Genomic DNA, 22,890 nt, shown 5'->3' with positions numbered 1-22,890 from the left:
TACCTTTACCCCGTTCAATTGCTCGAAATTCCATGCCATTTTGACATCTTGTCCGCCCCGGACGGGTGAGACACCCATCCCACAAAAGTTTTACTAATGCACCACTTGCTGCCGTGCCAGTCCAGTAGTTGAGAAATGGTACATTAGCCTGCGGTATAATACACCCTAAATCTTCATTTTGGGATTATCTGCGTACTCTGGGGTAGCCGTGGTGTATCTATCTCCGCAATTTAAGCAAGCTAATAGTAGTAAAACTCACATTTACCGCAAAAGTGAGGAGAGGTTGTAAGAGTATCTTGCAGCCTAGCAGTCCTGAAATTGCCACAAACTGCATAAGTTACCTCTCCCTAGAAATATTTAGTTAGGAACGAAGGTTGAGAAGCGATTCTCTCTATGGTGAAAGCTATCTATCACGCTTATGTTTGATCAAGTTCGGCAAAAGCTATCACAAATAAAACCCAAATTTCAACCCATTCGCCGCACACCTACCTTACTGCAAATGGAAGCAGTAGAATGTGGGGCGGCAGCTTTAGGGATGATTTTAGGTTACTATGGGCGCATTGTTCCCCTAGCAGAATTACGCCAAGCTTGTGGTATTTCGCGGGATGGAAGTAAGGCTTCAAATGTACTCAATGCTGCTAGGAGTTACGGCTTACAAGCTAAGGGTTTTAAGACAGATATTGCTGCACTGCAACAAATGTCCTGTCCTTATATTGTATTTTGGAATTTTAATCATTTTTTAGTTGTTGAAGGTTTTAGTAAAAATCACGTTTTCCTCAATGACCCAGCAACAGGAAGACGTAAAATTGCTTTAGATGAATTTAGCTCGTCTTTTACAGGTGTTGTTTTAGTATTTGAACGCGGCCCGGAGTTTAAAAAGGGCGGAAGTAAACCGAGTTTATTTTTAGCTTTAACTTCCCGGTTGCGTGGTTCTTATGCTTCTTTACTATATTGTGTATTAGCTGGTTTTTTCTTAGTAATTCCTGGGTTAGCCATGCCGACTTTTTCCCAGGTATTTGTAGACCAAATCTTAATTCAAGGGCGAGAAGATTGGTTACGTCCTTTAATATTTGGAATGCTATTTACAGCCTTAATTACTGGCTTATTAACCCGCTTGCAATTACAGTTGTTGCGGCGGATGAAAATTAAATTATCAATGTCAATGTCAAGTAAATTTATTTGGCATTTACTACATCTACCTGTCAGCTTTTACGATCAACGTTTCGCTGGGGAAATTAGTAGCCGGATTCAACTCAATGACCGATTAGCAAGTTTATTATCCGGTAAACTGGCAACAACAGTAATTTCAGCGGTAATGGTGTGCTTTTACGGTATTGTCATGTGGCAATACGATCGCATTTTAACTTCCATTGGCGTTGCCTTTGTTTTCGTGAATTTGGTAGCTTTGCAGTGGGTAGGGAGAATGCGGGTAGATACCAATATTCGCATGATGCAAGAATCGGGTAAAGTCAGCGGGGTAGCGATCGCAGGTTTGCAAAGTATGGAAACCTTGAAAGCTTCCGGGTTAGAGTCAGATTTTTTCACCCGTTGGGCGGGATATTACGCCAAGTCAATTAATGTGCGTCAAGAAATGGACAGCATTAATCAAGGCTTGGGAACATTACCAAGCTTTTTATCTGGTATTACCTCCATGTTATTACTCGCTGTGGGGGGATTGCGCGTCATGGATGGGGCGCTAACTATCGGGATGCTGATTGCGTTTCAATCCTTGATGCAGCAATTTATGCAACCAGTTAACCAACTAGTAACTTTAGGTGGTGAATTACAAGAACTCGAAGGTAATTTAAATCGACTAGATGATGTTTTATTTAACCCCACAGAAGTAGACAGCAAACCATCTTCTGCATCTGTGCTTCCTTATCCCAAATTGGAAGGACATTTAGAACTGCGTAACATCACCTTTGGCTACAACCGTACCGCCGCACCTTTAATTGAAAACTTTAGCTTTTCCCTCAAACCCGGACAACGTGTAGCCTTAGTTGGTGGTAGCGGTTCGGGAAAATCGACAGTAGCTAAGTTAGTATCTGGACTTTATCAACCTTGGGCGGGAGAAATTCTGTTTGATGGAGAACTGAAAAAAGATATTCCCCGTGAGGTAATCGTTAATTCTGTCGCCACAATTGAACAGGAAATTATGTTATTTGCTGGAACTGTGCGCGAGAACCTGACGTTGTGGGACACCACTATTCCTGATAGTAACCTGATGCAAGCTTGCCGTGATGCCGCAATTCATGAAATTATTTTGTCACTTCCCGGCGGTTACAATGCAGACTTATTAGAAGGCGCAATGAATTTAAGTGGTGGACAAAGACAAAGGTTAGAAATCGCCCGGGCTTTGGTGAATAATCCCTCAATTTTGGTAATGGATGAAGCTACAAGTGCATTAGATGCAGAAACCGAAAAAATTATCGACCAAAATTTGAGATTACGGGGTTGTAGTTGCATCATTGTGGCTCACCGTTTGAGTACAATTCGTGATTGCGATGAAATCATCGTTCTCAATCGCGGTAAGGTTGTGCAACGCGGTACTCATGATGAGTTGGGTGCTGTTGAAGGCCCGTATTTAGAGTTAATTAAGAGCGAAGGCGGGGTTTTGGAAAGTTAAATTTTACAATGCCAAAAACTCTCTTCCTCTCTTCTTCCTTCGTGTACTTCGCGCCTTCGCGGTTTTTTTTATCTCACGCAAAGGCGCAAAGGCGCAAAGAAGAGAGTAATAGATATTAGAGTGAGCTATTTTACAAAAATCCATTAACTTTTATTTCTTCTTCCCTATTCCCTGTTCCCCGTTCCCTTCCTACGCCAGTAATTTCTCAAATTAAACCTAAATATTTTGATATAAATTTAATTATGCTAGCTGAAGAAAATCAGATGGACTTATTTGAAGAACCCTATGAATTTAAGAGTAATGACCCCCTATTACTCAACAATCCCGAAAAAGTTTGGGTGGTTAAATCTGGTTCTCTAGCACTATTTGCAATTAATGTTCAGCACGGCATTGCTAAAGGTAGAAGACGTTATTTATTTAGCGTCAAAGCAGGTGAAGCGATGTTTTCTGCCAAACCCACATCACCTGATGGGCAGCATCATATCATGGCGATCGCTCTTAGTGATGCAGAACTTTTGCCAATTCCACCAGAATATTTAGGTGCGGAACTCCCCGCAGCAGTGGAACGTTGGGTAAATCATCTAGGTTCGGCTGTCGCAGAAATTACTTCTAGAACTATCCCTACGCCCAACAAAACCCCAGGTTGCGCGGTTTTGGGGGATAATGAAGTGTTTCAAGTATCACATGACTCTGTTGCCTGGGTGAAGGTATTACAGGGACAGGCGAATTTACTGGGATTCCCAGATTTAGAATTTAATTCGGAGATGGGGCGTATTCCCTTAAATTCTCAACTCTGGTTACAAGTGCGGGAGATTGTCGAAGTTGACTCAGTAGCGAGTGCAGAGATCACCGACAATCAAACCCTGATTGATGGGGTACAACAAATTCAAAGCTACGTTTTAACAGGACTCCAACAACTCGAACAAAAACATAACCAAGCTGAATTAGTCCGCTTCCAAGAACGGGCGCATCTGAATAATCAAGCGATCGCAACTACCCTGAATGAGTTTGCGAATCTATTTGAAAGCGAAAAAGCTGCGACTTCTCCCTTAAAAACCGCCCTGACTCCCGAAGAAGCGCTATTATTTGCGGCTGGGGCGGTGGGAAGGGTTTTAGATATTACCATTCGTCCCCCAGCAAACTCCGAAGATTTGCGAAGAGTCCGCGATCCTTTAGATGCGATCGCCCGCGCTTCCCGTATCCGCATCCGGCGCATTACCCTGCGGGATGGCTGGTGGAATCGTGATAGCGGCCCTTTATTAGCTTATACATTGGGAGATAATCGCCCAGTTGCAGTTTTACCCGTCTCCGAAACCCGTTACGAACTCATCGACCCCATAGAAAAGAAACGGGTGAAGTGCGATCGCAAAATTGCTCAAACTTTATCACCAACTGCATATACTTTCTACCGCCCCCTACCAGAGACTTTAAAAGTCATCTCTCTGATTCAATTCGCAGCAAAAGGGCATTATAAAGAACTATTTACCATATTATTTGTCGGAATTGCAACCACACTCCTGGGTATGGTGACACCCCAAGCCACCGCAATTCTTATTGACCAAGCAATTCCCGATGCTGATAGAGCGCTTTTATCCCAAATTGCCTTAGGGTTAGTAGCTACTACCTTTGGGGCAACGCTATTTCAGCTTACCCAAGGCATAGCGCTGATGCGCTTAGAAACCTTTGCCGATACTTCCACCCAAGCAGCTATTTGGGATCGATTATTAAACCTGCAAGCATCATTTTTCCGCCAGTTTTCCATCGGTGATTTAAGCGCGCGGGTTTCTGTAATCAGTCAGATTAGGCAAAAACTCAGCAATACTTTACTCAAAACCTTATTTTCTAGCGTCTTCTCGCTCTTAAATTTAGGCTTACTGTTTTACTACAGCCCACCTTTGGCGATGATTGCCGTATTGGTGGCTTTAGTGAATGTCACCGTCACCATTGTGACTGGGATTCTCACACTACGCAAAATCCGCCCCTTGTTAAATATGCAAGGTAAACTCTTTGGAATGATGGTACAAATCATCAACGGTGTGTCTAAATTCCGGACAGTAGGCGCGGAATCGAGAGCATTTGCTTACTGGGGTAAACAATATCGTGAGCAACTCCATTTAACCTTAGAATCTCAGAGTATTGACGATAATTTAGTCGTCATTAATAATCTGCTCTCCGCCTTAACCCCCGCCATCATTTTTGGCTTCGCCACCAGTTTATTGCAACAGTCCCAAGCTAACGGCGGTGGTTTTTCTACAGGGACATTCTTAGCCTTCAATGCCGCATTTGGCACCTTTATCAGTGGTGCAACTAGCTTAAGTACTACCGTAGTTGATGTTTTAGAAGCCCTTCCCCTCTGGGAACGCGCCCAACCCATCCTCAAAGCTACCCCAGAAGTCGATACCAATAAAGCCGACCCAGGCAGATTATCAGGCAAAGTCGAAATTAGCCATGCCATTTTCCGCTATCGCCTTGATGGCCCCCTGACTCTAGATGATGTCAGCTTGCGGGCAGAACCCGGAGAATTTATTGCCTTCGTCGGCCCTTCGGGAAGTGGTAAGTCTACTTTATTCCGCCTGTTATTAGGTTTTGAAAATCTAGAATCTGGTAGTATTTATTATGATGGGCAAGAACTAGCCGGATTAAATGTCAACGCCGTGCGCCGTCAATTAGGTGTAGTATTGCAACACAGCCGTTTAATGTCTGCATCCATATTTGACAATATTTCCAGTAACGCCGTCATTTCAATGGAAGAAGCTTGGGAAGCCGCAAGGATGGCAGGTTTAGCTGATGATATCAACGCCATGCCAATGGGGATGCATACAGTAGTCAGCGAAGGTGGTACAAACCTTTCCGGGGGACAGCGACAACGGTTATTAATTGCCCGCGCTTTAGCTTTACGCCCCCGCATCTTGCTATTTGATGAAGCCACCAGCGCCTTAGATAATCGTACCCAGGCAATTGTTAGTGAAAGTTTAGAAAAACTGAACGTTACTCGCATTGTTGTCGCCCACCGCCTCAGCACCATCCGCAACGCCGATCGCATTTACGTTTTGCAAAATGGGCGTTTAGTACAACAAGGCAATTTTGACGAACTCGCCACCCAACCTGGATTGTTTGGTCAATTGATTAAGCGGCAACAGATTTAGTATAGGGCATGGGGCATGGGGCATTGGGCATGGGGCATGGGGCATTGGGGATGGATTTTGAATTGTTTGTTCCCCAATCTCTCAAGTCAACAAAAAAACCAAAAAACTAGTTACTCAACAAAAAACCAAACAATAATTTTGGAGGGGGTTTGGGGGACGCAACCGTCACCCAATCGGGGGTTTGGGGGAGAATCCCCCAAATGAGCTAGCTGTTTCCACAACTGACAAATCAATCACTAATGATCTTATTTAACCTGTATTGGTCTATAACGATTTATGATCAGCTATCCTGATGTAGCTGACGCTTTCCTCGCGCTTTGATATTTTCTAGTAAACTCGGTAGAGACTCATCATCGTATTCTGTATATTCGCCATTTTTTATCTGTTCAGCTGCGATCGCCATATCTCGTTGTAATGCTTCTAACTTCAACTGACGCAGTTCTGATTCTGCACGCTCAATTCTATCAATCATTTCCTGAAAAGCACTTGCATCATGGACAACTACCTCTGCTTTGCCATTGACGGTTAGGACGAGAAGTAATTTAGTCGCCTTGATCTGCTCTAGAAACTGTTTGACGTTGCGCTTAAAGTCCGTGAGCGAGTAAATATGCTCTAGATTAATCATAAATTAAATATTTAAGTACTTAATTAAATCTCTATTCAATACCTACCAAACCATCCCCAATCCCCAATCCCCAATCCCCAATCCCCAATCGCTCAAAACAGTACGATTATCAGGCAAAGTCGAAATTAGCCATGCCATTTTCCGCTATCGCCTTGATGGCCCCCCTGACTCTAGATGATGTCAGCTTGCGGGCAGAACCCGGAGAATTTATTGCCTTCGTCGGCCCTTCGGGAAGTGGTAAGTCTACTTTATTCCGCCTGTTATTAGGTTTTGAAAATCTAGAATCTGGTAGTATTTATTATGATGGGCAAGAACTAGCCGGATTAAATGTCAACGCCGTGCGCCGTCAATTAGGTGTAGTATTGCAACACAGCCGTTTAATGTCTGCATCCATATTTGACAATATTTCCAGTAACGCCGTCATTTCAATGGAAGAAGCTTGGGAAGCCGCAAGGATGGCAGGTTTAGCTGATGATATCAACGCCATGCCAATGGGGATGCATACAGTAGTCAGCGAAGGTGGTACAAACCTTTCCGGGGGACAGCGACAACGGTTATTAATTGCCCGCGCTTTAGCTTTACGCCCCCGCATCTTGCTATTTGATGAAGCCACCAGCGCCTTAGATAATCGTACCCAGGCAATTGTTAGTGAAAGTTTAGAAAAACTGAACGTTACTCGCATTGTTGTCGCCCACCGCCTCAGCACCATCCGCAACGCCGATCGCATTTACGTTTTGCAAAATGGGCGTTTAGTACAACAAGGCAATTTTGACGAACTCGCCACCCAACCTGGATTGTTTGGTCAATTGATTAAGCGGCAACAGATTTAGTATAGGGCATGGGGCATGGGGCATTGGGCATGGGGCATGGGGCATTGGGGATGGATTTTGAATTGTTTGTTCCCCAATCTCTCAAGTCAACAAAAAAACCAAAAAACTAGTTACTCAACAAAAAACCAAACAATAATTTTGGAGGGGGTTTGGGGGACGCAACCGTCACCCAATCGGGGGTTTGGGGGAGAATCCCCCAAATGAGCTAGCTGTTTCCACAACTGACAAATCAATCACTAATGATCTTATTTAACCTGTATTGGTCTATAACGATTTATGATCAGCTATCCTGATGTAGCTGACGCTTTCCTCGCGCTTTGATATTTTCTAGTAAACTCGGTAGAGACTCATCATCGTATTCTGTATATTCGCCATTTTTTATCTGTTCAGCTGCGATCGCCATATCTCGTTGTAATGCTTCTAACTTCAACTGACGCAGTTCTGATTCTGCACGCTCAATTCTATCAATCATTTCCTGAAAAGCACTTGCATCATGGACAACTACCTCTGCTTTGCCATTGACGGTTAGGACGAGAAGTAATTTAGTCGCCTTGATCTGCTCTAGAAACTGTTTGACGTTGCGCTTAAAGTCCGTGAGCGAGTAAATATGCTCTAGATTAATCATAAATTAAATATTTAAGTACTTAATTAAATCTCTATTCAATACCTACCAAACCATCCCCAATCCCCAATCCCCAATCCCCAATCCCCAATCGCTCAAAACAGTACTTCAGCTAGAAGAAATCCTTGTAAAATTCTTCTCAAAGAAGTAGTTTTAATTCGCCGCATGGCTTGGGGAATATCTAGCCACTGTCTATCTCGAAACCCAGCTTCGGGATAATCTTCACTCAGGGTTTGCACTGGTAATAAATACATCTTGACGCGATAATTTTTACCTTGTTTGCGATATTTATAAGTACCAATTTCACGAGTATTTACCTGGCCGATGATTCCCGCTTCTTCCCAAGCTTCTTTCGCGGCGGAATCCGGCGGACTCATACCTTCAGGAATATCACCTTTGGGCATTACCCAACTTTGGCGATCGCGGCTTGTGATCAGCAAGACTTGGATTTTGCCATCTTGAATTCTATAAGGAATCACTCCAGATTGCTTCAATACTTTGTTGGCTTTTCGACTCATGTGACGTAGATTCTGTGGTGTCAATTCCTGAGGTACTTGAGACGAGTGATTGATAAACTTAGTGACACTTAGCTTTTACAGGAACTCCAAAAAATAAATTATTCCGTTCAAGTTGTTGATTGTTGACAGTTCACAGTCAACAGTCAACAGTCAACAGTCAACAGTCAACGATAGCAATGGAATATTTTTTACTTGGAAGTCCCTCAGGCTTAATGCTAACTGCATTTTTTCAATCAGGTTGGCACATAGATACTAACTCTTTGTGGTCTAAATATCCTCAATTACTCATTCCCGTTTAGTTATTCATGGACATAGTCGATAAATCGCAATCAGACTGTTAAATGTAAACTATTTTTAATAAAATTATGGTCAATCCATAACATATATCACAGAGATTGTGAGACACAGCGCAATTTTCTGTAAACTAAATAACTGGTAATGCCTTGCTCGGCTTGCCAAATCGCTGGTGTCGTTGATACAAGCAAAGCAGCAATATTGATTTCCCAAAATTTATGGCGCTCATAGTTCAGAAATACGGTGGTACATCTGTTGGTTCAGTCGAACGTATTCAAGCTGTTGCACAGCGAGTATATAAGACTGTTCAACGCGGAAACTCTCTAGTAGTGGTGGTTTCTGCGATGGGGAAAACTACCGATGGACTTGTGAAGTTAGCCAATGCCATCTCTAATAATCCTAGCCGCCGCGAAATGGATATGCTGCTTTCTACTGGCGAACAGGTAACGATCGCATTATTGAGTATGGCATTGCAGGAAATTGGTCAACCTGCAATTTCCATGACTGGCGCACAGGTAGGAATTGTTACCGAAGCCGAACACACCCGCGCCCGGATTTTGCGAATTGAAACAGAGCGCATGGAGCGTTACCTCAATCAAGGTAAGGTGGTTGTGGTAGCTGGATTTCAAGGAATATCCAGCACAGAAGAATTAGAAATTACCACCTTGGGACGCGGTGGTTCCGATACCTCAGCCGTAGCTTTAGCAGCCGCCTTAAAAGCAAATTTCTGTGAAATTTATACCGACGTACCCGGGATTCTAACTACAGACCCCCGCTTAGTTCCCGAAGCTCAACTGATGGCAGAAATTACCAGTGATGAAATGCTGGAACTCGCCAGCTTGGGTGCAAAAGTCCTACATCCCCGGGCTGTGGAAATTGCCCGGAATTATGGTGTGCCTTTAGTAGTGAAATCAAGTTGGACTGAAGACCCTGGGACTTGGGTAACATCGCCTCAACCTCACGGGCGATCGCTGGTGAATTTAGAAATTGCTAAAGCAGTAGATGGTATAGAATTTGATACCAACCAAGCTAGGGTAGCGCTTTTACGCGTACCAGATAAACCAGGGGTAGCAGCTCGGTTATTTGGGGAAATTTCCCGCCAACAAGTCGATGTAGATTTGATTATTCAATCGATTCATGAAGGTAATACTAATGACATTGCCTTCACCGTAACTACACCCATATTAAAACGGGCAGAAGCAGTAGCATCTGCGATCGCCCCCGCACTGAGAAGCAACTCTCATAACAGCGAAGAAGCTGAGGTGATGATTGAGGAAAATATCGCCAAAGTCAGCATTTCCGGCGCAGGGATGATCGGCCGTCCTGGTGTAGCCGCCCAGATGTTCGCCACCTTAGCGACAGCAGGTGTCAACATCCACATGATTTCCACCAGCGAAGTCAAAGTTAGCTGTGTAGTTTCCGCCTCAGAATGCGATCGCGCCGTCGCCGCACTCCGTAGCACCTTTGAAATTGTCGAAGAAAATGAAGCTAGCAAGGAAACTGCAGAGACAAATCACAGAAACATTGTTTCGCCTCTACCCCTCTGCCCCTCTGCCTCTCTACCTGATTCTCCCCCCGTCCGTGGCGTGGCTTTAGATTTGAACCAAGCACGGCTGGCAATTCGCCAAGTCCCCGATCGCCCAGGAATGGCGGCAAAGCTATTTGGATTATTGGCACAGCACAACATCAGCGTTGACATGATTATTCAATCTCAACGCTGTCGTATAGTAGATGGAGTTGCCAGAAGAGATATCGCCTTTACCGTCGCCCGTATCGATGGGGAACAAACCCAGAATTTGCTTTCTCAAGCCGCCGCAGAATATGGCTGGGGTGAAGTTGTCCTTGATAGTGCGATCGCCAAAGTAAGCATCGTTGGTTCTGGTATGGTAGGACAACCTGGTGTAGCCGCGAAAATGTTTGAAGCCCTAGCCCAGAACCAAATCAATATTCAAATGATTGCTACCTCAGAAATCAAAATTAGCTGTGTAGTCGCCCAAGAACAAGGCAGTAAAGCTTTGCAAGTGATTCATGCAGCATTTGGGCTGGCTGGTAGCCAGAAGTTTGTCGTTCCCGCATAGAAGAGCAAGGGGGCAGGGGGCAGGGTGCAGGGAGATCAGAGGCGGTTCGCATAAGACAAATCGATTGATGTTTAAATCCTGTAGAGACGCGATTTATCGCGTCTTCATAACCCTCGGTTAAGGATTTTCAACTCGGAATTTAGTTTGGGGAAAAGGTGAAAGGGTAAGGGTTAAAGGTTTTTTCTTGCCCCTTTTCCCCTTCCCATTTTCCCCTTAACCCTGTTTTGTCACTACTCTTCCTCTGCTTTACCTGGCTCATCTTTCCAGCGTCCTGCTTTTTTGACGGCTTCTGCTAACAAAAACTCAATCTGAGCATTGACGCTGCGGAGTTCGTCAGAAGACCATTTTTCTAGCCGTTCGTAAAGTTTTTCATCCAGACGTAGCAAAAATCGTTTCTTTTGTCCCATTTCCTAGTTATATAGGGTACCAGCATTGATCACGGGTTGGGCGGTTTGCTCCGATGTTAAGACAACCAACAAATTATTAATCATTGAGGCTTTGCGCTCATCATCCAATTCCAGCATTTGTTCTTGACTAAGACGGTTCAAAGCTTCATTTACCATACCTACTGCTCCCTCGACAATCTGCCGACGCGCATCAATTAAGGCTTTTGCTTGTTGTCTTCGTAGCATCATTTGCGCGATTTCTGGTGCATAGGCAAGGTGAGAGAGTCTGGCTTCAATTACTTCCACACCTGTAACTTCTAACCTGGCTTGGAGTTCTTTTTGCAAAGCCTGAGCGATTTCATCGGGGATTCCCCGCAGCGAAGGCGTGGCTGTATCGTCTGGGCTGTCATAAGGATAGCGAATTGCTAACGCCCGAATTGCAGTTTCACTTTGAATCGCCACAAATTCTTCATAGTCATCCACTGCAAACTTAGATTTAGCAGAATCAAAAACCTGCCAGACGACAACCGCGGCAATTTCAATCGGGCTACCTTCGGCATCGTTGACTTTAATAATTTTGCTGTTAAAGTTGCGTACCCGCAACGAAATTTTTTGCTTGCTAGCAAAGGGATTTGTCCACCAAAAACCTGATTCGCGAACTGTTCCCATATATTTGCCAAATAACACCAAAACTACCGCTTGGTTTGGCTCAACGCTAAAGAATCCTGATATTGATGGGATGACAACTGCAATTAATGCCGCAGCCAAGGGAGCAAGAAATTCTGCAGCGCTATCTTCACCTATCAAGTCTGTAACCTTCAAACCTCTTGCCAGTAAAGCTTCTAGCCCCTGTACCCTAGACCAAAGATACCACCCTCCCAGCAACGCGATCGCAATCACCACAGCCAACATAATAAAGCCGTTGACTTTGAACGCCGGAAATTCCTTGATTTTCGGTTCCATAATCTTTGTAATAGTAATTTAATATCTCGATGATATCATCGAGATATCAAAAATGTGGAACCACCCAAATTTAGATTGGGGAAAGGTTAAAGGGAAAAGGGTAAGGGACAAAAACCTTTCTCCTTTACCCTTTACCCTTTTCCCCGCTTCCGTTGCCTTGGCGTACTACTAAATTTCGCGGGCAGAGGAAAACCAATGCCCAATGCCCCATGCCCAATGTTTACTTCAAACTCCCAACACAATCTTAGAGTCGTTGGAGGAAGCTGTACTCACCATCGCAGAATATTCGCCGTTATAGTTGGTAAATGCCAATGGCGCTCTGCGAATATTAGAAAGACGAATTTGCCAATCAGAAACTTCCTCGTAAGTAAGATGACGAGTATTGGAAGTAGTTGTCCATACCCCCCAAAGGCAAGTATCTTCAAACTGCAGCATTCCTGTTTTACGTAAGTTACAAGATTGCGGGGTTCCGGGTAAGGGAATAATGCTGTAGCAGGAAGTTTGAAATTCTAATTGTGGGTTAATCTCTACCAGTTCATCCACAAGTTCCGAAATTGCTTCTTCCAGGCGCAACAAGTCATCATGGTCATCATCTGGTAGCCCGATGATGATGCCATAAGTAACAACTGGTATACCAGTGCTAACTACAGATTTCATCAATGTACAATGCTCCTGCCAAGGTAGCAGTTTCTTATATGCTTCTCCTCCAAACACAGGACGTTCAGCAGGGATATAAGCCAAAGGACAACCAACCTTCAGTAGACCTAAAAGTTTTGCGATCGCTAAAAAATGGTAGCTTACGATACATTTTTTGAGGGAAATATACAAAAGCTGAGAGTTTAGCTCAATGATAAGATTACTTTATAAATTAGCATCCAAAAATCAACCAAGATTCAGCCAGATGGTAAACACACTTCGCTCTTTACCCCATAGTTGCGGTCTACAGCTTGACGTAAAAATTCAAGCATCTGTTTGAGGGTAAATAGATGAGAAAAAAACTTGTCTAGTACTTCTTTTTAAACGGCTAAGATAATGCCATACTAGATAAATCCAAACGTTAATAATTAAAAACGCCAAAGCTACAAACAGAAGTCTAATTGTTGGATTTTTGATAGTTGTTTTAATGCGGCATTGATTTTTCATCCGATAGCTACTTTCAATTCCGAAACGAAGACGATAGTCATCATGTATTGAATGTAATGACAGCTTAACTTTATAAACAGCGTAAATAAAAAACTCCCGCCCATGCGCTCGTCTTTTACCATTTTTATATGTACAAACTATCCACAATTAAAAGTAACTGAGCCATATTTATCGCTGTTTAAAGTATAACTAGTCTTATAACTACGCCGCCCTCTAATTAATTGTCTAGTTCCGCCATGTTTGCCTCGAACAATAACTGGCATTTCAAATGGGATATCCAAAGCTTGTAACCATCTAATTACAGGTACACAGAAGAATTCTCTGTCTAAATATAATCGTTCTATTTTCAGATTCAAAGGTTCAATCAGTGCTAAAAGATAAGTGATAATCGCTGCCTTAGTATTTTGTTGTTGAATAGCTTTAATAGCTAAGGTGACTCGTTTATTTTTCTTAATTACATAGACAGTAGCGTAAGCATAAAAAGAACAAGTGCCACTTTTAGCTTGACTTCTATAAATATATGGGGCTTCCGATGGTGATGGTTCACCATAATAAGGAATTAAGTTAAAATCAATAGCTATTTTTTGCTTCCCCTGTCGAATTCCTTCTGGTAAACGGCTTTGTAGTGCTGTATTTAAGTCTAATTCTAGAGATTTTAAATCTGAATATTTATCTAAATGGTAACGAATATCGTTGCTTGTCGGAACATTTTTTAAGACTTTGGTTGTGTTTTCAATACTATCCCTTTGGGTGGCTGCTCGAATTAAAATTTCAAAGATATTTTGTTGTTCACATTTACCTTGAGTAGGAATTGGAATATGTTCTGTTAAACAGTTAACTACTTCATTTAAGGTTTTACTATCAGTTAAAACTGGCTCTCTTGAACTCATAGCCAAACTAAATAATCCTCAATTTTGCTTCTTTACCTCCATACTTTACAAAAAATTGCATACTACAGATCCAGAACTATGTTTTGGTGGGCGCGTTACCCTTAACTTTTTCGGTGATTAATGAGTTTTACTTATTTATGGCTGCTCAAGGAGTTTTCTAAAAAATGTATCTAATAATACGGTTTTTTTGACAACAGTCAGTTTTATAGGTATGCTCTGTGCGCGATCGCAGAACTTTTAGGTCTACTGACCTTACCATCCCAGCCAAACAAGGCTGCAATTAGTTCTTCATCTGGTCGCAGGTCGGTGCTGTCATAGTTGCGTCCAGCACCGAGAGTTGTTTTCCGCAGTTCTAAACCATTGGGCCACATGAGAGTGATTCCCATCTCCCGCGCCCCATTGGTAATTTCCAATATTTCTTCTCGTCCTCCAGGGAACAGCCCACGGGCGAGGAATTGATCGGAACCGATATTGATCGACACAGCCCCCGCCTGTTTCTGAATCTCTAACCATTTGAGGGCTGTAGCTGGAGACATTCTGCGAAAGCCAGTCCCGTAGGTGGGTGTCATGCAAAAATCACAGGTGCGATCGCATCCAATGTCTGCAACTAAGGAACCAACAGGTACAAATCCTTGGACGTTGGGGAGTGTCCCTAAGCATTCTTTTGCTACTTCCAAAGAGGGTAGCGCCCACTCATCAGGACTTTTAGCTTTAGTTTTCCGAGGATACTGTCTACCATCAGCGAGAATCACACCTGTGAGTTCTTCTCTTGGAGTTTTGCCCAGTACATAGTCGAAAATCGCCCAGTTTGCTCCCCCAGATTTATCCTGAACTACTGCTGTTGCGCCAGCTTTGAAGTAATGCTGTGGTTCCGCTAACGCATCCGAACCACCCACAACTATGGGGCGATCGCCTTTCGCTAAATGCTCAATCACCATACAACTAACTTGGCGGTCTTGAGAGAAATTGACTGTAATACCCCAAGCATCATAGGCTTCGGGGTCGAGGGTGAAAATTTTTCCCCCGACGTATGTTTTCCTCAGGGTCATCCCTTTCCAAACAATCTCTCCAAATTCTTCACTATAATTGTCATCTCTGAGGTTGACCAAGCGCGCATCAAATCCACCAGCTTGCAAGTCAGCTAGCAACACTTGCTTACTAATTAAAGAGCGATGTCTATATAAAGAAGTCCAATTTTTGCCTTCTGCATCGTAGAGTCCTGTTGCTGGCGGTTCAATTAGTCCAATTGTCGGACGCTTCTTGTTTGTCATAGTCGAAGGTGCAGTATGGGGGATAAACGCAGAGTTGTTTTGTTGTGTCATATTGGTAGTCTTGAAGAAACAGTTTGCAAGTGCAATATTTAGGCGATCGCTAAAACTTTTATTTATTTGCCCTTACAAAAAATAACTAATTGTTGGGCTATTAACATCATCAATTTTGAATTTTGATGCATAAATTAACATAATCAAACATCTAATTATCAAAGTTTTTTCGGGTGATATCTTTCTCAAGATTTAATGGCAAAAAAGACAGCAGCATTCAAGCAGATGAGTATTGATGTTGTTCATCAAATCAAGCAATAAACTATTGTTTCTATAGGGGACAATGGCTTAATAATTAAAACAGAAACTTATTTTGATGTTTTGTTAATGCCTAACCAATACTACTTGGTTAAGCATTTTGAACTCAAAGTTAGTTTTGGGTTAAAGGTTTGTTATTTCCCTTTTCCCATTCCCCTTTTTCCCCTTAACCTAAAAATATTGACTGCCTAACCCTATATTGATTTCAAATCAATTAAACTCTTTGGCAAAGAATTAAGCCAAACCATTGCTGTGGATCTGTCCAAGTTTTTACAGTTTTTAACCCTTGCATCTCCAATTGTTTTTGCATATTTGCTAAATCAAACTTCCGCGAGATTTCGGTGAGAATACTTTCACCTGCTTGAAAGGAGACTTTTAAATCTAAAATTTCTAGATTCACCCAATGCTTTTTTTGACAACGGAGATACATCTCAATTTGAGAATCAGCTTGATTATAGATAGCTTGATGGGTGAATAAGTCGATATCAAAATTACCTTGAAAACGCCAATTTAAATGGGATAGCATATTTAAATTAAAAGCTGCCGTTACTCCCTGAATGTCGTTATAAGCAGGCTCTAAAATTTCTTTGGGTTTTTGTAAATCAATCCCTAAAAGAAAGTAATCGCCTAGTTGTAATGTCCTTGAAATTTGTTTTAAAAATGCATGACAATCTTGTGGCTCGAAGTTCCCCAGAGAACTACCTAAGAAAAAAATCATCCGTCTATAGGCGAATGTAGATTCTAGTTTGACTAATGCTTGCTCGTATGTTGCTATTAATCCATTGATAGAAAATGTCGGATATTTTTGCTTGAGATTGAGGACAGTAGATTTGAGAATTCCTCCACTCACATCGATAGGTATATATTGACAATACTTGGCAATTTTTTGATAAGCATCTAACAAAAACACTGTTTTTGTAGAACTACCACTACCTAATTCTACTAATTCACAAACACCTGTAATTTGAGCAATTTCATCGGCACATTGCTTTAAAATTAAGGCTTCTGTGCGGGTTGGATAATATTCTGGTAGTTCACAAATTTGTTCAAATAATTCTGAACCGCGATGATCGTAAAAATACTTTGGCGGTATTTTTTTGGGAACTTGAGTTAATCCTTGAATGACATCTGTACCATCTTGATTAATCAGATCATGGTGACGCTTAAGACTTATTAAAGATGTAACTGACATTTGTGTTTCTGAAGTACTGAATGTTGGACAAAATTAGAGTTTTGGCTACTTTTATATAGAAAAAGTAGACCTAAAGCGAGGTCATCTCAAAACTTTGAGTTTTTATTGCAATCCTTGCAGGACTTGCAAAATTACTTATGAAGCTAGGGAACAACCAACAAGTATCAGCCAACAGAAAAGAAAAACTTACAAATGTACTCTGGCTTTCAAAAATGAAAGAAGATTTTTATAAAAGCTAGAGTAAATACCCGTAATAGTATATTCACATTCAACAGATAAGGTCAAGTCAAAAATAACAACACTTCGGTGAAAAACAACTTTTCTGAATTTTTATTGGTGTAAAAGTACCACTGAGAACGAGATTCAAATAATATTTATCCAGCCACTCTCTGCAAAAAAATAGGCTCTCCTATACCAGTTATAAAAAATTAATACTTGATATTAGGTTAAATCCTTACATAGTCAGAAATTCCAGATAAACAAAGTATATTTTTATTAAATATTTGATGATATTTGATACAAATCTTGTTAAATTAAATCTTTTAAGCTGATACGCACCTAAATCAAATATTTTGGCTATTTTGGCGTTAGGACTGTCAAGAGTCCAGAGTCAAAGGCTAGTTTGGACTTTGGACTCTTGACTTTTGACAACCTGAGTGCGAAATATACAATTTAAATGCTTAACAGCTTAGACATTTTTGAGTGTGAAGTCTGGGATAGCCAAAAAATATAACGTCATTGAAGATTGAGGGATGCAAACCCTCTTATCCCATTTCACTTTAAAAATGATACAGCAGATTGCTAGTTGGTGAGGTATAGATAATCGTTGATTGTCAGGGTAAGGCAGTGCCATTCCCCTACCTGTGTACCTCATTTACCTGAAATACGCTGTACATATGGGCAAGCAGAGGAGGCAGGTTAAAAGTTTTTTCTTGCCCTTTTCCCCTTTCCCTTTTGCCCTTAACCAACAACTATTGCACGCTGTTCTACTTAAGAAGGTCAGGCCCCTTCTGTAACTAGTTCTTCCCTTCTTTGCATTACCAATTCGATTTGTGCGTTCATTTCCGATTCTGTCTGAGATAAAGTCCCAAAAAAGTCGTAGTGATTCAAAGCTTCCAAAATGCCCCAAGTATAATGTCCCTGAGCAAAGTAAACTTGTGGATAGCTACGCAACTTTTCCAGTTCTTGGCTGTAATTCCCCACAACGACAGCTAGAGTATTACCCGCCAGCATCGATTCATCATTACCTGACGCACCTGCGACTAAGAAGCGTTTGATTGGCAATCCCCACTTCAACGCACAATAACGGATGGCATCGCCTTTAGAAGCGCGGATTGGAACCAAATCCAGATACATATTGTGGCTATAAATACCTTTCACATGGAGTTTATGCCGTCGCAAATGACGCATAATTTCTCGGTAGCTCATAGATTTTTCTTCATCAATAAAGTAGCTAATTTTAAACTTACCTTGACCTTCTGCGGGTTGTAGCATCACTCCTGGTAGTTCTGCCATTGCTTGGCGCACTGCGTCTGGTTGCCAACGATAGCTAATATGTCTTTGCCAGTTCATATCCGGAATTATCTGGGGGCCATAGTAAATCTCGCTACCTGTGGAGACAATGAGCAAATCTGGCATAGGAAAGCGATATTCCTCTAACATCTCTAAGGCACTGTCGAGGTTACGTCCAGTCGCAATACCTACTCCAGTAGTGCTACCTTCATTATTTAATCGCACAATTAACTGTTGTAGTGCTTCTGGGTCACCTAAGAGAGTATTATCAATTTCACATACTAAAAAGCGATCGGCAGTTGGTAAGCGGTTGGTTTCGGGAATATTCCAATCAGTGATGTTACTAGCTGGCCCTTGCCGCAAAGGACTGAGTAGAGATTGGACTCTTCTTTGGGGTAATTGACGCACATTTTCCAAATAGCGCTCTACGTGGGTATCCCAAGAGAAATTTTCCCTTACCCTACTTAAACCATTACTAGACCAACGTTGCCATTTTTCGGTATCAGTTAATGCTGTTCGCAAAGCATCTTGAATCTGTTTAATATCGAGGGGATCAATTAGCATACCATTGTCGCAAGCCCCTAGAATATCCCGTGGGCCGCCATCTGATGTGGCAATAATGGGCACACCACAGGCTGTAGCTTCAATTAAAGTTAAACCAAATGGCTCAGTTAATGCCGGATTAATAAAGACTCCCCGGGTTTTTGCCAACAATCGATAGAGTTCTGGTACTTCATCAGCACCGTGGTGTTTGGGATAGGCGATATAACCATAAAGGTCATAACGGTCTATCAACTGGAAAATTTCTGTGAGTACCTGACGCGGCCCTGATTCCATCGTGGTGATGTCATCTCGGTTACCTAAAACCAAGACCAAATTGGCGAGCTGACGCAACTGTGGATCTTCCCCATAAGCTTTTACCAATGTACCAACATTTTTCCGAATCGCCGGACGGGAAAGCGCCATAATCATCGGCTTTTGCGGGTCATGGAGAAATCGCTGCAAATCTTTATAGATAGGCGGTTCCTGCCAATTTTCGGTAACTGGGTAGAAGCGTTCGAGTGCTACTCCTGGCGCAATTACAACCATCCGTTGCGGTTGATAGTGGTCGTAAATACCATACTGCTGTGTGACTTCTTGATTAGTACTAGCAATAATTAAAGCTGCACTAGCAAGAGTAGTTTCTTCAGCTTCAATTCTGGTAGCCATATGAAAATAATTTTCAATGACTTCCGGCTTAGTTCCCTGTTCTAACAATCGTTGTTGTTTCACTCGTCCTAGGGAGTGACCCGTATGCACTAGGGGGATACCTAACCACCCAGCCACCCGACAACCTACATATCCCGCATCAGCATAATGGGTGTGAATCACATGAGGTAATTTACCAATTTGACGCAGATGTTTGAGTAATTCATCTGCGAAGTTATCCAAATGAGGCCAGAGAACTTCTTTGCGGAGATAGCGACGCGGGCCGCAGTTCAGACGAATAATTTGAGCTTTGTCAGAAAGAACTTCTACAGGTTTGGCGTAGTCAGGACTAACTTTTGGGTCGTTAACTAAACGAGTAACTAGGTCTACACGTTCAACTTGAGGGTGTTTCACTAAGGCTTGAGCAAGTTCCAGCACATATTTTATTTGCCCGCCTGTATCAGCATCTCGTCCTAATTCTAAATTGTGACCCCGAATTAACCCATGAACGCTGACTAGTAGAATATACAACCCTGAGCTATGTGACATAGTGCATTCCTCGTCATGACTGCATTCCAGCCTAAGAACAGCATCTACTACAGATAACTGTTAATCGCTACAGGTAAATAAAATTATCCAGGTATTTGCAGATTATAGAACAGATTTCCTCTGAGGATATTAGGGGATGCGGCAACTTGGGGTTCCTTTAACTGGAAATTGCTGGCTCCTTGACTCAATGGAATATTTTGAGACTGCTTTTCTCAACACTCAAAATCTACGACAAAAACAGCCCAAACAAGCTCTGAGCATAAGATTATAGAGAAACCCATAATGGTATTCATAGAGTATCCTCAATGATTCACTGTGGAGATTTCTTAGCCAATTCATCATCAATTAGATGACACCAAGTAGTTAGAATGTTATCTCGGCAGCATTAGATCAGGCTTATCTAAAACGTGAAGCTATTTGTTTATCACACCCCGGAATTGACTCCAACAGATCAAGCCCCAGAATGTGCGATCGCAGTCGATGTTCTGCGAGCTACTAGCACAATGGCTACAGTTTTGGCGGCTGGAGGCGAAGCTGTACAAGTGTTCAGCGATTTAGATCAACTCATGGAAGTCAGTGAAAAATGGCCCCCTCTCAAACGGCTGCGAGCCGGAGAACGTGGTGGTGCGAAAGTCGCTGGCTTTGAATTGGGTAATTCTCCTCTAGATTGCACACCAGAACTGGTACAAGGGAGGCGCTTATTTATCAGTACCACCAATGGTACACGTGCCTTAAAGCGGGTACAAGATGTGCCCACTGTCATAGCAGCAGCCTTGATCAACCGTGCTGCGGTAGTGAAATTTCTCCTAGAAAAGCAACCTGAGACAGTCTGGATTGTCGGATCTGGTTGGGAAGGTAGTTTTTCTTTAGAAGATACAGTATGTGCAGGTGCGATCGCCCATAGTATTTTGCAACATACTCAATTATCACCAGATGACATCGCTGGTAATGATGAAGTGATTAGTGCGATCGCGCTCTACTCTCAATGGCAAGATAACTTATTAGGACTTCTACAACACGCCAGTCACGGCAAACGTTTGCTGCGTCTGGAATGTGATGAAGATCTAAAATACTGTTCCCAAACCGATATTTTAGATGTGTTGCCTATACAGCAAGAACTGGGAGTTTTAAAATCTCTGGGTTAATAATTATACCAATTTTAGATTTTAGATTTTAAATTTTGGCAGCAATGCCTTGCATGGGTTTCCAAGGCCATCTGTTCCGTTCCCAGACTTAACGGAATTGCCCTCGCGTCGTTTTTGACGCGATTGTAGGGACGTTGTTCTCAACGTCTCTATACTATTACAACTGAATTTTACTTTTGCTCTACAATACTAAAGCTCAGACTATGGAGATTTCCCGTGTTAATTAGGTATTAATAGCATAAAATAATACATTATTTTAACTACTTAAATCAATATTACAAAGCATCTTCCACAGCTGTCGTGCTATTTGCGAAAAGTTAGACTAGAACTGTTAAGTAACGCTAGAAAGCGTAATTCAGGCACTTTTTTGAGTAGCATTTGAGTAGTAAATTTTGCTCAGGTAATTTTAAAAGTCTGGGCAGTCTGCACTAACTGTTTCTGGGTGGCAGTAATATTTCAACACTGTCGCTACATTGTCACCAATCCACAATGCAACTTTGTCCGGCGATACCCCACAGCTGATCGCCCAGGTTGCAAAGGTGTGCCTGGTTGCATACATTTTCAGGTAAGGGCACTTACCCTCAGATGCCAATTGCCTGACTACACCCGTATATCTATATTCTCCAGAGCGTCTCTGATTCCAAGCGTCAAACAAAATGCTTGTTGTTATAGGCTTTCCGCCTTTAGACAGAAAGACTAAATCGCTGGGCTTTCTGGCGGTTTGTTTGAGGTTGAGCAATAAGTGTTGAAGTTTTGACCCACTCTGGCAGGGGAACACACGCCGCTTTCCGTTCTTCGTTCCCTTCATGATTCGGAAGTAGTTGCAGCTTTTATCAAAGGTGATTCGCCTGCAATCACTGCTGATGTCTGCCCAGGACAAAGCAAACGCTTCACCTGGTCGGCAACCTGTCCAGAAGAGGAATTTTATTAATGGGGCGTAATGGCAGTAGAGATGATGTTGCTCAAAAGTCTCAATGATCAAGTCTCTCTGCTCCAGGGTGAATGCGCGGAAATCCTCACCCTGAGTAGATTTTCTTTTGGGTTTTTGAATTTTGAGGTTTGCAAAGGGATTGTCTGGGATGAGTTGCGAAGATACGGCCCACGCACAACATCGGCTGAAAAACGATAATGACTCCCACGCCACAAAATGAGAGAACGTAGCTAGAAGCCAATCACGAATTTTAGGTGCTTGTATTAATTCCTGGGTTGGGGATTGGCTGATGATTCTCTCTATCGCCCGATATTTACCCCGAATTGTGGTTTCTTCAAGTTGAGTTGACTGAAACTCGGTGAACCTTTCCCAAAGTTCTTGCAAGTTGTACTGATACTTGGTTTTAGACTTTTTTGGGGCTAGCGCTGCGGGTGCGATCGCAGTCGCGTGAAACTGGTAACTGTCTAAGGTGCTATCGAAACGACCTAGTGTAATGTCATTGGCGATCGCATCTCTGCGCGTTCTCACGATTTCACGGTTGCGCTTGGTGTCGCTCAGTCCAGTGCTGATATAAAACTGACCATCAAACCCGCGAACTCGAAAGCGAATTGACAGCTTTCTCGTTCGCGGATCAACGTTGATCCATTTATCTTCGCTTGCAGCCGGTGACAC

Annotated in this window: 15 protein-coding genes and 1 pseudogene; 5 read left to right on the top strand and 11 right to left on the bottom strand. The window is 42.5% G+C overall.

Features of this window, described 5'->3' with window-relative positions; translation table 11 throughout:
* Positions 1 to 418: 418 nt before the first annotated feature.
* Positions 419 to 2,626 (top strand): NHLP family bacteriocin export ABC transporter peptidase/permease/ATPase subunit, encoded by a 2,208-nt coding sequence (locus HG267_RS07950; protein ID WP_045872815.1) that lies wholly within the window; start codon positions 419 to 421, stop codon positions 2,624 to 2,626.
* 242 nt (positions 2,627 to 2,868) lie between these two features.
* Positions 2,869 to 5,772 carry an NHLP bacteriocin export ABC transporter permease/ATPase subunit gene (locus HG267_RS07945; RefSeq protein ID WP_045872814.1) on the top strand — a complete coding sequence of 968 codons (2,904 nt, stop codon included), beginning with the start codon at positions 2,869 to 2,871 and terminating at the stop codon, positions 5,770 to 5,772.
* A 280-nt stretch (positions 5,773 to 6,052) separates the two neighbouring features.
* Here HG267_RS07945 and HG267_RS07940 read toward each other — a convergent pair whose 3' ends face one another.
* Complete coding sequence (locus HG267_RS07940; RefSeq protein WP_045872812.1) at positions 6,053 to 6,397, bottom strand: type II toxin-antitoxin system Phd/YefM family antitoxin; 345 nt, start codon at positions 6,395 to 6,397, stop codon at positions 6,053 to 6,055.
* Positions 6,398 to 6,500: 103 nt separating this feature from the next.
* Between HG267_RS07940 and HG267_RS07935 the strand changes: the two are divergent.
* A pseudogene (locus HG267_RS07935) lies at positions 6,501 to 7,227 on the top strand (ATP-binding cassette domain-containing protein); the annotation flags it as partial.
* A gap of 280 nt (positions 7,228 to 7,507) precedes the next feature.
* On the opposite strand, the gene HG267_RS07930 reads toward HG267_RS07935, so the two are convergent.
* Both HG267_RS07930 and HG267_RS07925 read right to left on the bottom strand, forming a co-directional pair.
* Positions 7,508 to 7,852 (bottom strand): type II toxin-antitoxin system Phd/YefM family antitoxin, encoded by a 345-nt coding sequence (locus HG267_RS07930; RefSeq protein ID WP_045872812.1) that lies wholly within the window; start codon positions 7,850 to 7,852, stop codon positions 7,508 to 7,510.
* Positions 7,853 to 7,944: 92 nt separating this feature from the next.
* A complete protein-coding gene (locus HG267_RS07925) occupies positions 7,945 to 8,367 on the bottom strand; it encodes an NUDIX hydrolase (RefSeq protein WP_045872811.1) in 423 nt (140 codons plus the stop codon).
* A gap of 512 nt (positions 8,368 to 8,879) precedes the next feature.
* Between HG267_RS07925 and HG267_RS07920 the strand changes: the two genes are divergently transcribed.
* Positions 8,880 to 10,739: an aspartate kinase gene (locus HG267_RS07920; protein WP_045872810.1), complete on the top strand. Its 1,860-nt coding sequence runs from the start codon at positions 8,880 to 8,882 to the stop codon at positions 10,737 to 10,739.
* Between the two features lie 230 nt (positions 10,740 to 10,969).
* Here HG267_RS07920 and HG267_RS07915 read toward each other — a convergent pair whose 3' ends face one another.
* The 7 genes from HG267_RS07915 to HG267_RS07885 form a co-directional block, all read right to left on the bottom strand.
* Entirely contained in the window at positions 10,970 to 11,146 is a 177-nt protein-coding gene (locus tag HG267_RS07915) for a ribbon-helix-helix domain-containing protein (protein ID WP_168161019.1), read from the bottom strand.
* Between the two features lie 3 nt (positions 11,147 to 11,149).
* A complete protein-coding gene (locus HG267_RS07910) occupies positions 11,150 to 12,088 on the bottom strand; it encodes an SPFH domain-containing protein (RefSeq protein WP_045872809.1) in 939 nt (312 codons plus the stop codon).
* Positions 12,089 to 12,313: 225 nt separating this feature from the next.
* A complete protein-coding gene (locus HG267_RS07905) occupies positions 12,314 to 12,916 on the bottom strand; it encodes a hypothetical protein (protein WP_263420036.1) in 603 nt (200 codons plus the stop codon).
* 452 nt (positions 12,917 to 13,368) lie between these two features.
* Entirely contained in the window at positions 13,369 to 14,121 is a 753-nt protein-coding gene (locus HG267_RS07900; protein ID WP_263420035.1) for an ISH3 family transposase, read from the bottom strand.
* Between the two features lie 203 nt (positions 14,122 to 14,324).
* Positions 14,325 to 15,443 (bottom strand): hypothetical protein, encoded by a 1,119-nt coding sequence (locus HG267_RS07895; RefSeq protein WP_263420034.1) that lies wholly within the window; start codon positions 15,441 to 15,443, stop codon positions 14,325 to 14,327.
* Between the two features lie 472 nt (positions 15,444 to 15,915).
* Positions 15,916 to 16,893, bottom strand: coding sequence for an L-histidine N(alpha)-methyltransferase (gene egtD / locus HG267_RS07890; protein WP_045872808.1), 978 nt, complete (start codon positions 16,891 to 16,893; stop codon positions 15,916 to 15,918).
* Positions 16,894 to 17,892: 999 nt separating this feature from the next.
* Positions 17,893 to 20,142 (bottom strand): HAD family hydrolase, encoded by a 2,250-nt coding sequence (locus HG267_RS07885; RefSeq protein WP_045872807.1) that lies wholly within the window; start codon positions 20,140 to 20,142, stop codon positions 17,893 to 17,895.
* A 407-nt stretch (positions 20,143 to 20,549) separates the two neighbouring features.
* Between HG267_RS07885 and HG267_RS07880 the strand changes: the two genes are divergently transcribed.
* Complete coding sequence (locus HG267_RS07880; RefSeq protein ID WP_045872806.1) at positions 20,550 to 21,287, top strand: 2-phosphosulfolactate phosphatase family protein; 738 nt, start codon at positions 20,550 to 20,552, stop codon at positions 21,285 to 21,287.
* A 406-nt stretch (positions 21,288 to 21,693) separates the two neighbouring features.
* Here HG267_RS07880 and HG267_RS07875 read toward each other — a convergent pair whose 3' ends face one another.
* A complete protein-coding gene (locus HG267_RS07875; protein WP_045872805.1) occupies positions 21,694 to 22,890 on the bottom strand; it encodes a tyrosine-type recombinase/integrase in 1,197 nt (398 codons plus the stop codon).

The organism is Tolypothrix sp. PCC 7601 (genome assembly GCF_025677855.1).
GTDB classification, from domain to species: Bacteria; Cyanobacteriota; Cyanobacteriia; order Cyanobacteriales; family Nostocaceae; genus Aulosira; species Aulosira diplosiphon.
This window is presented reverse-complemented; position numbering and strand designations above follow the sequence as displayed.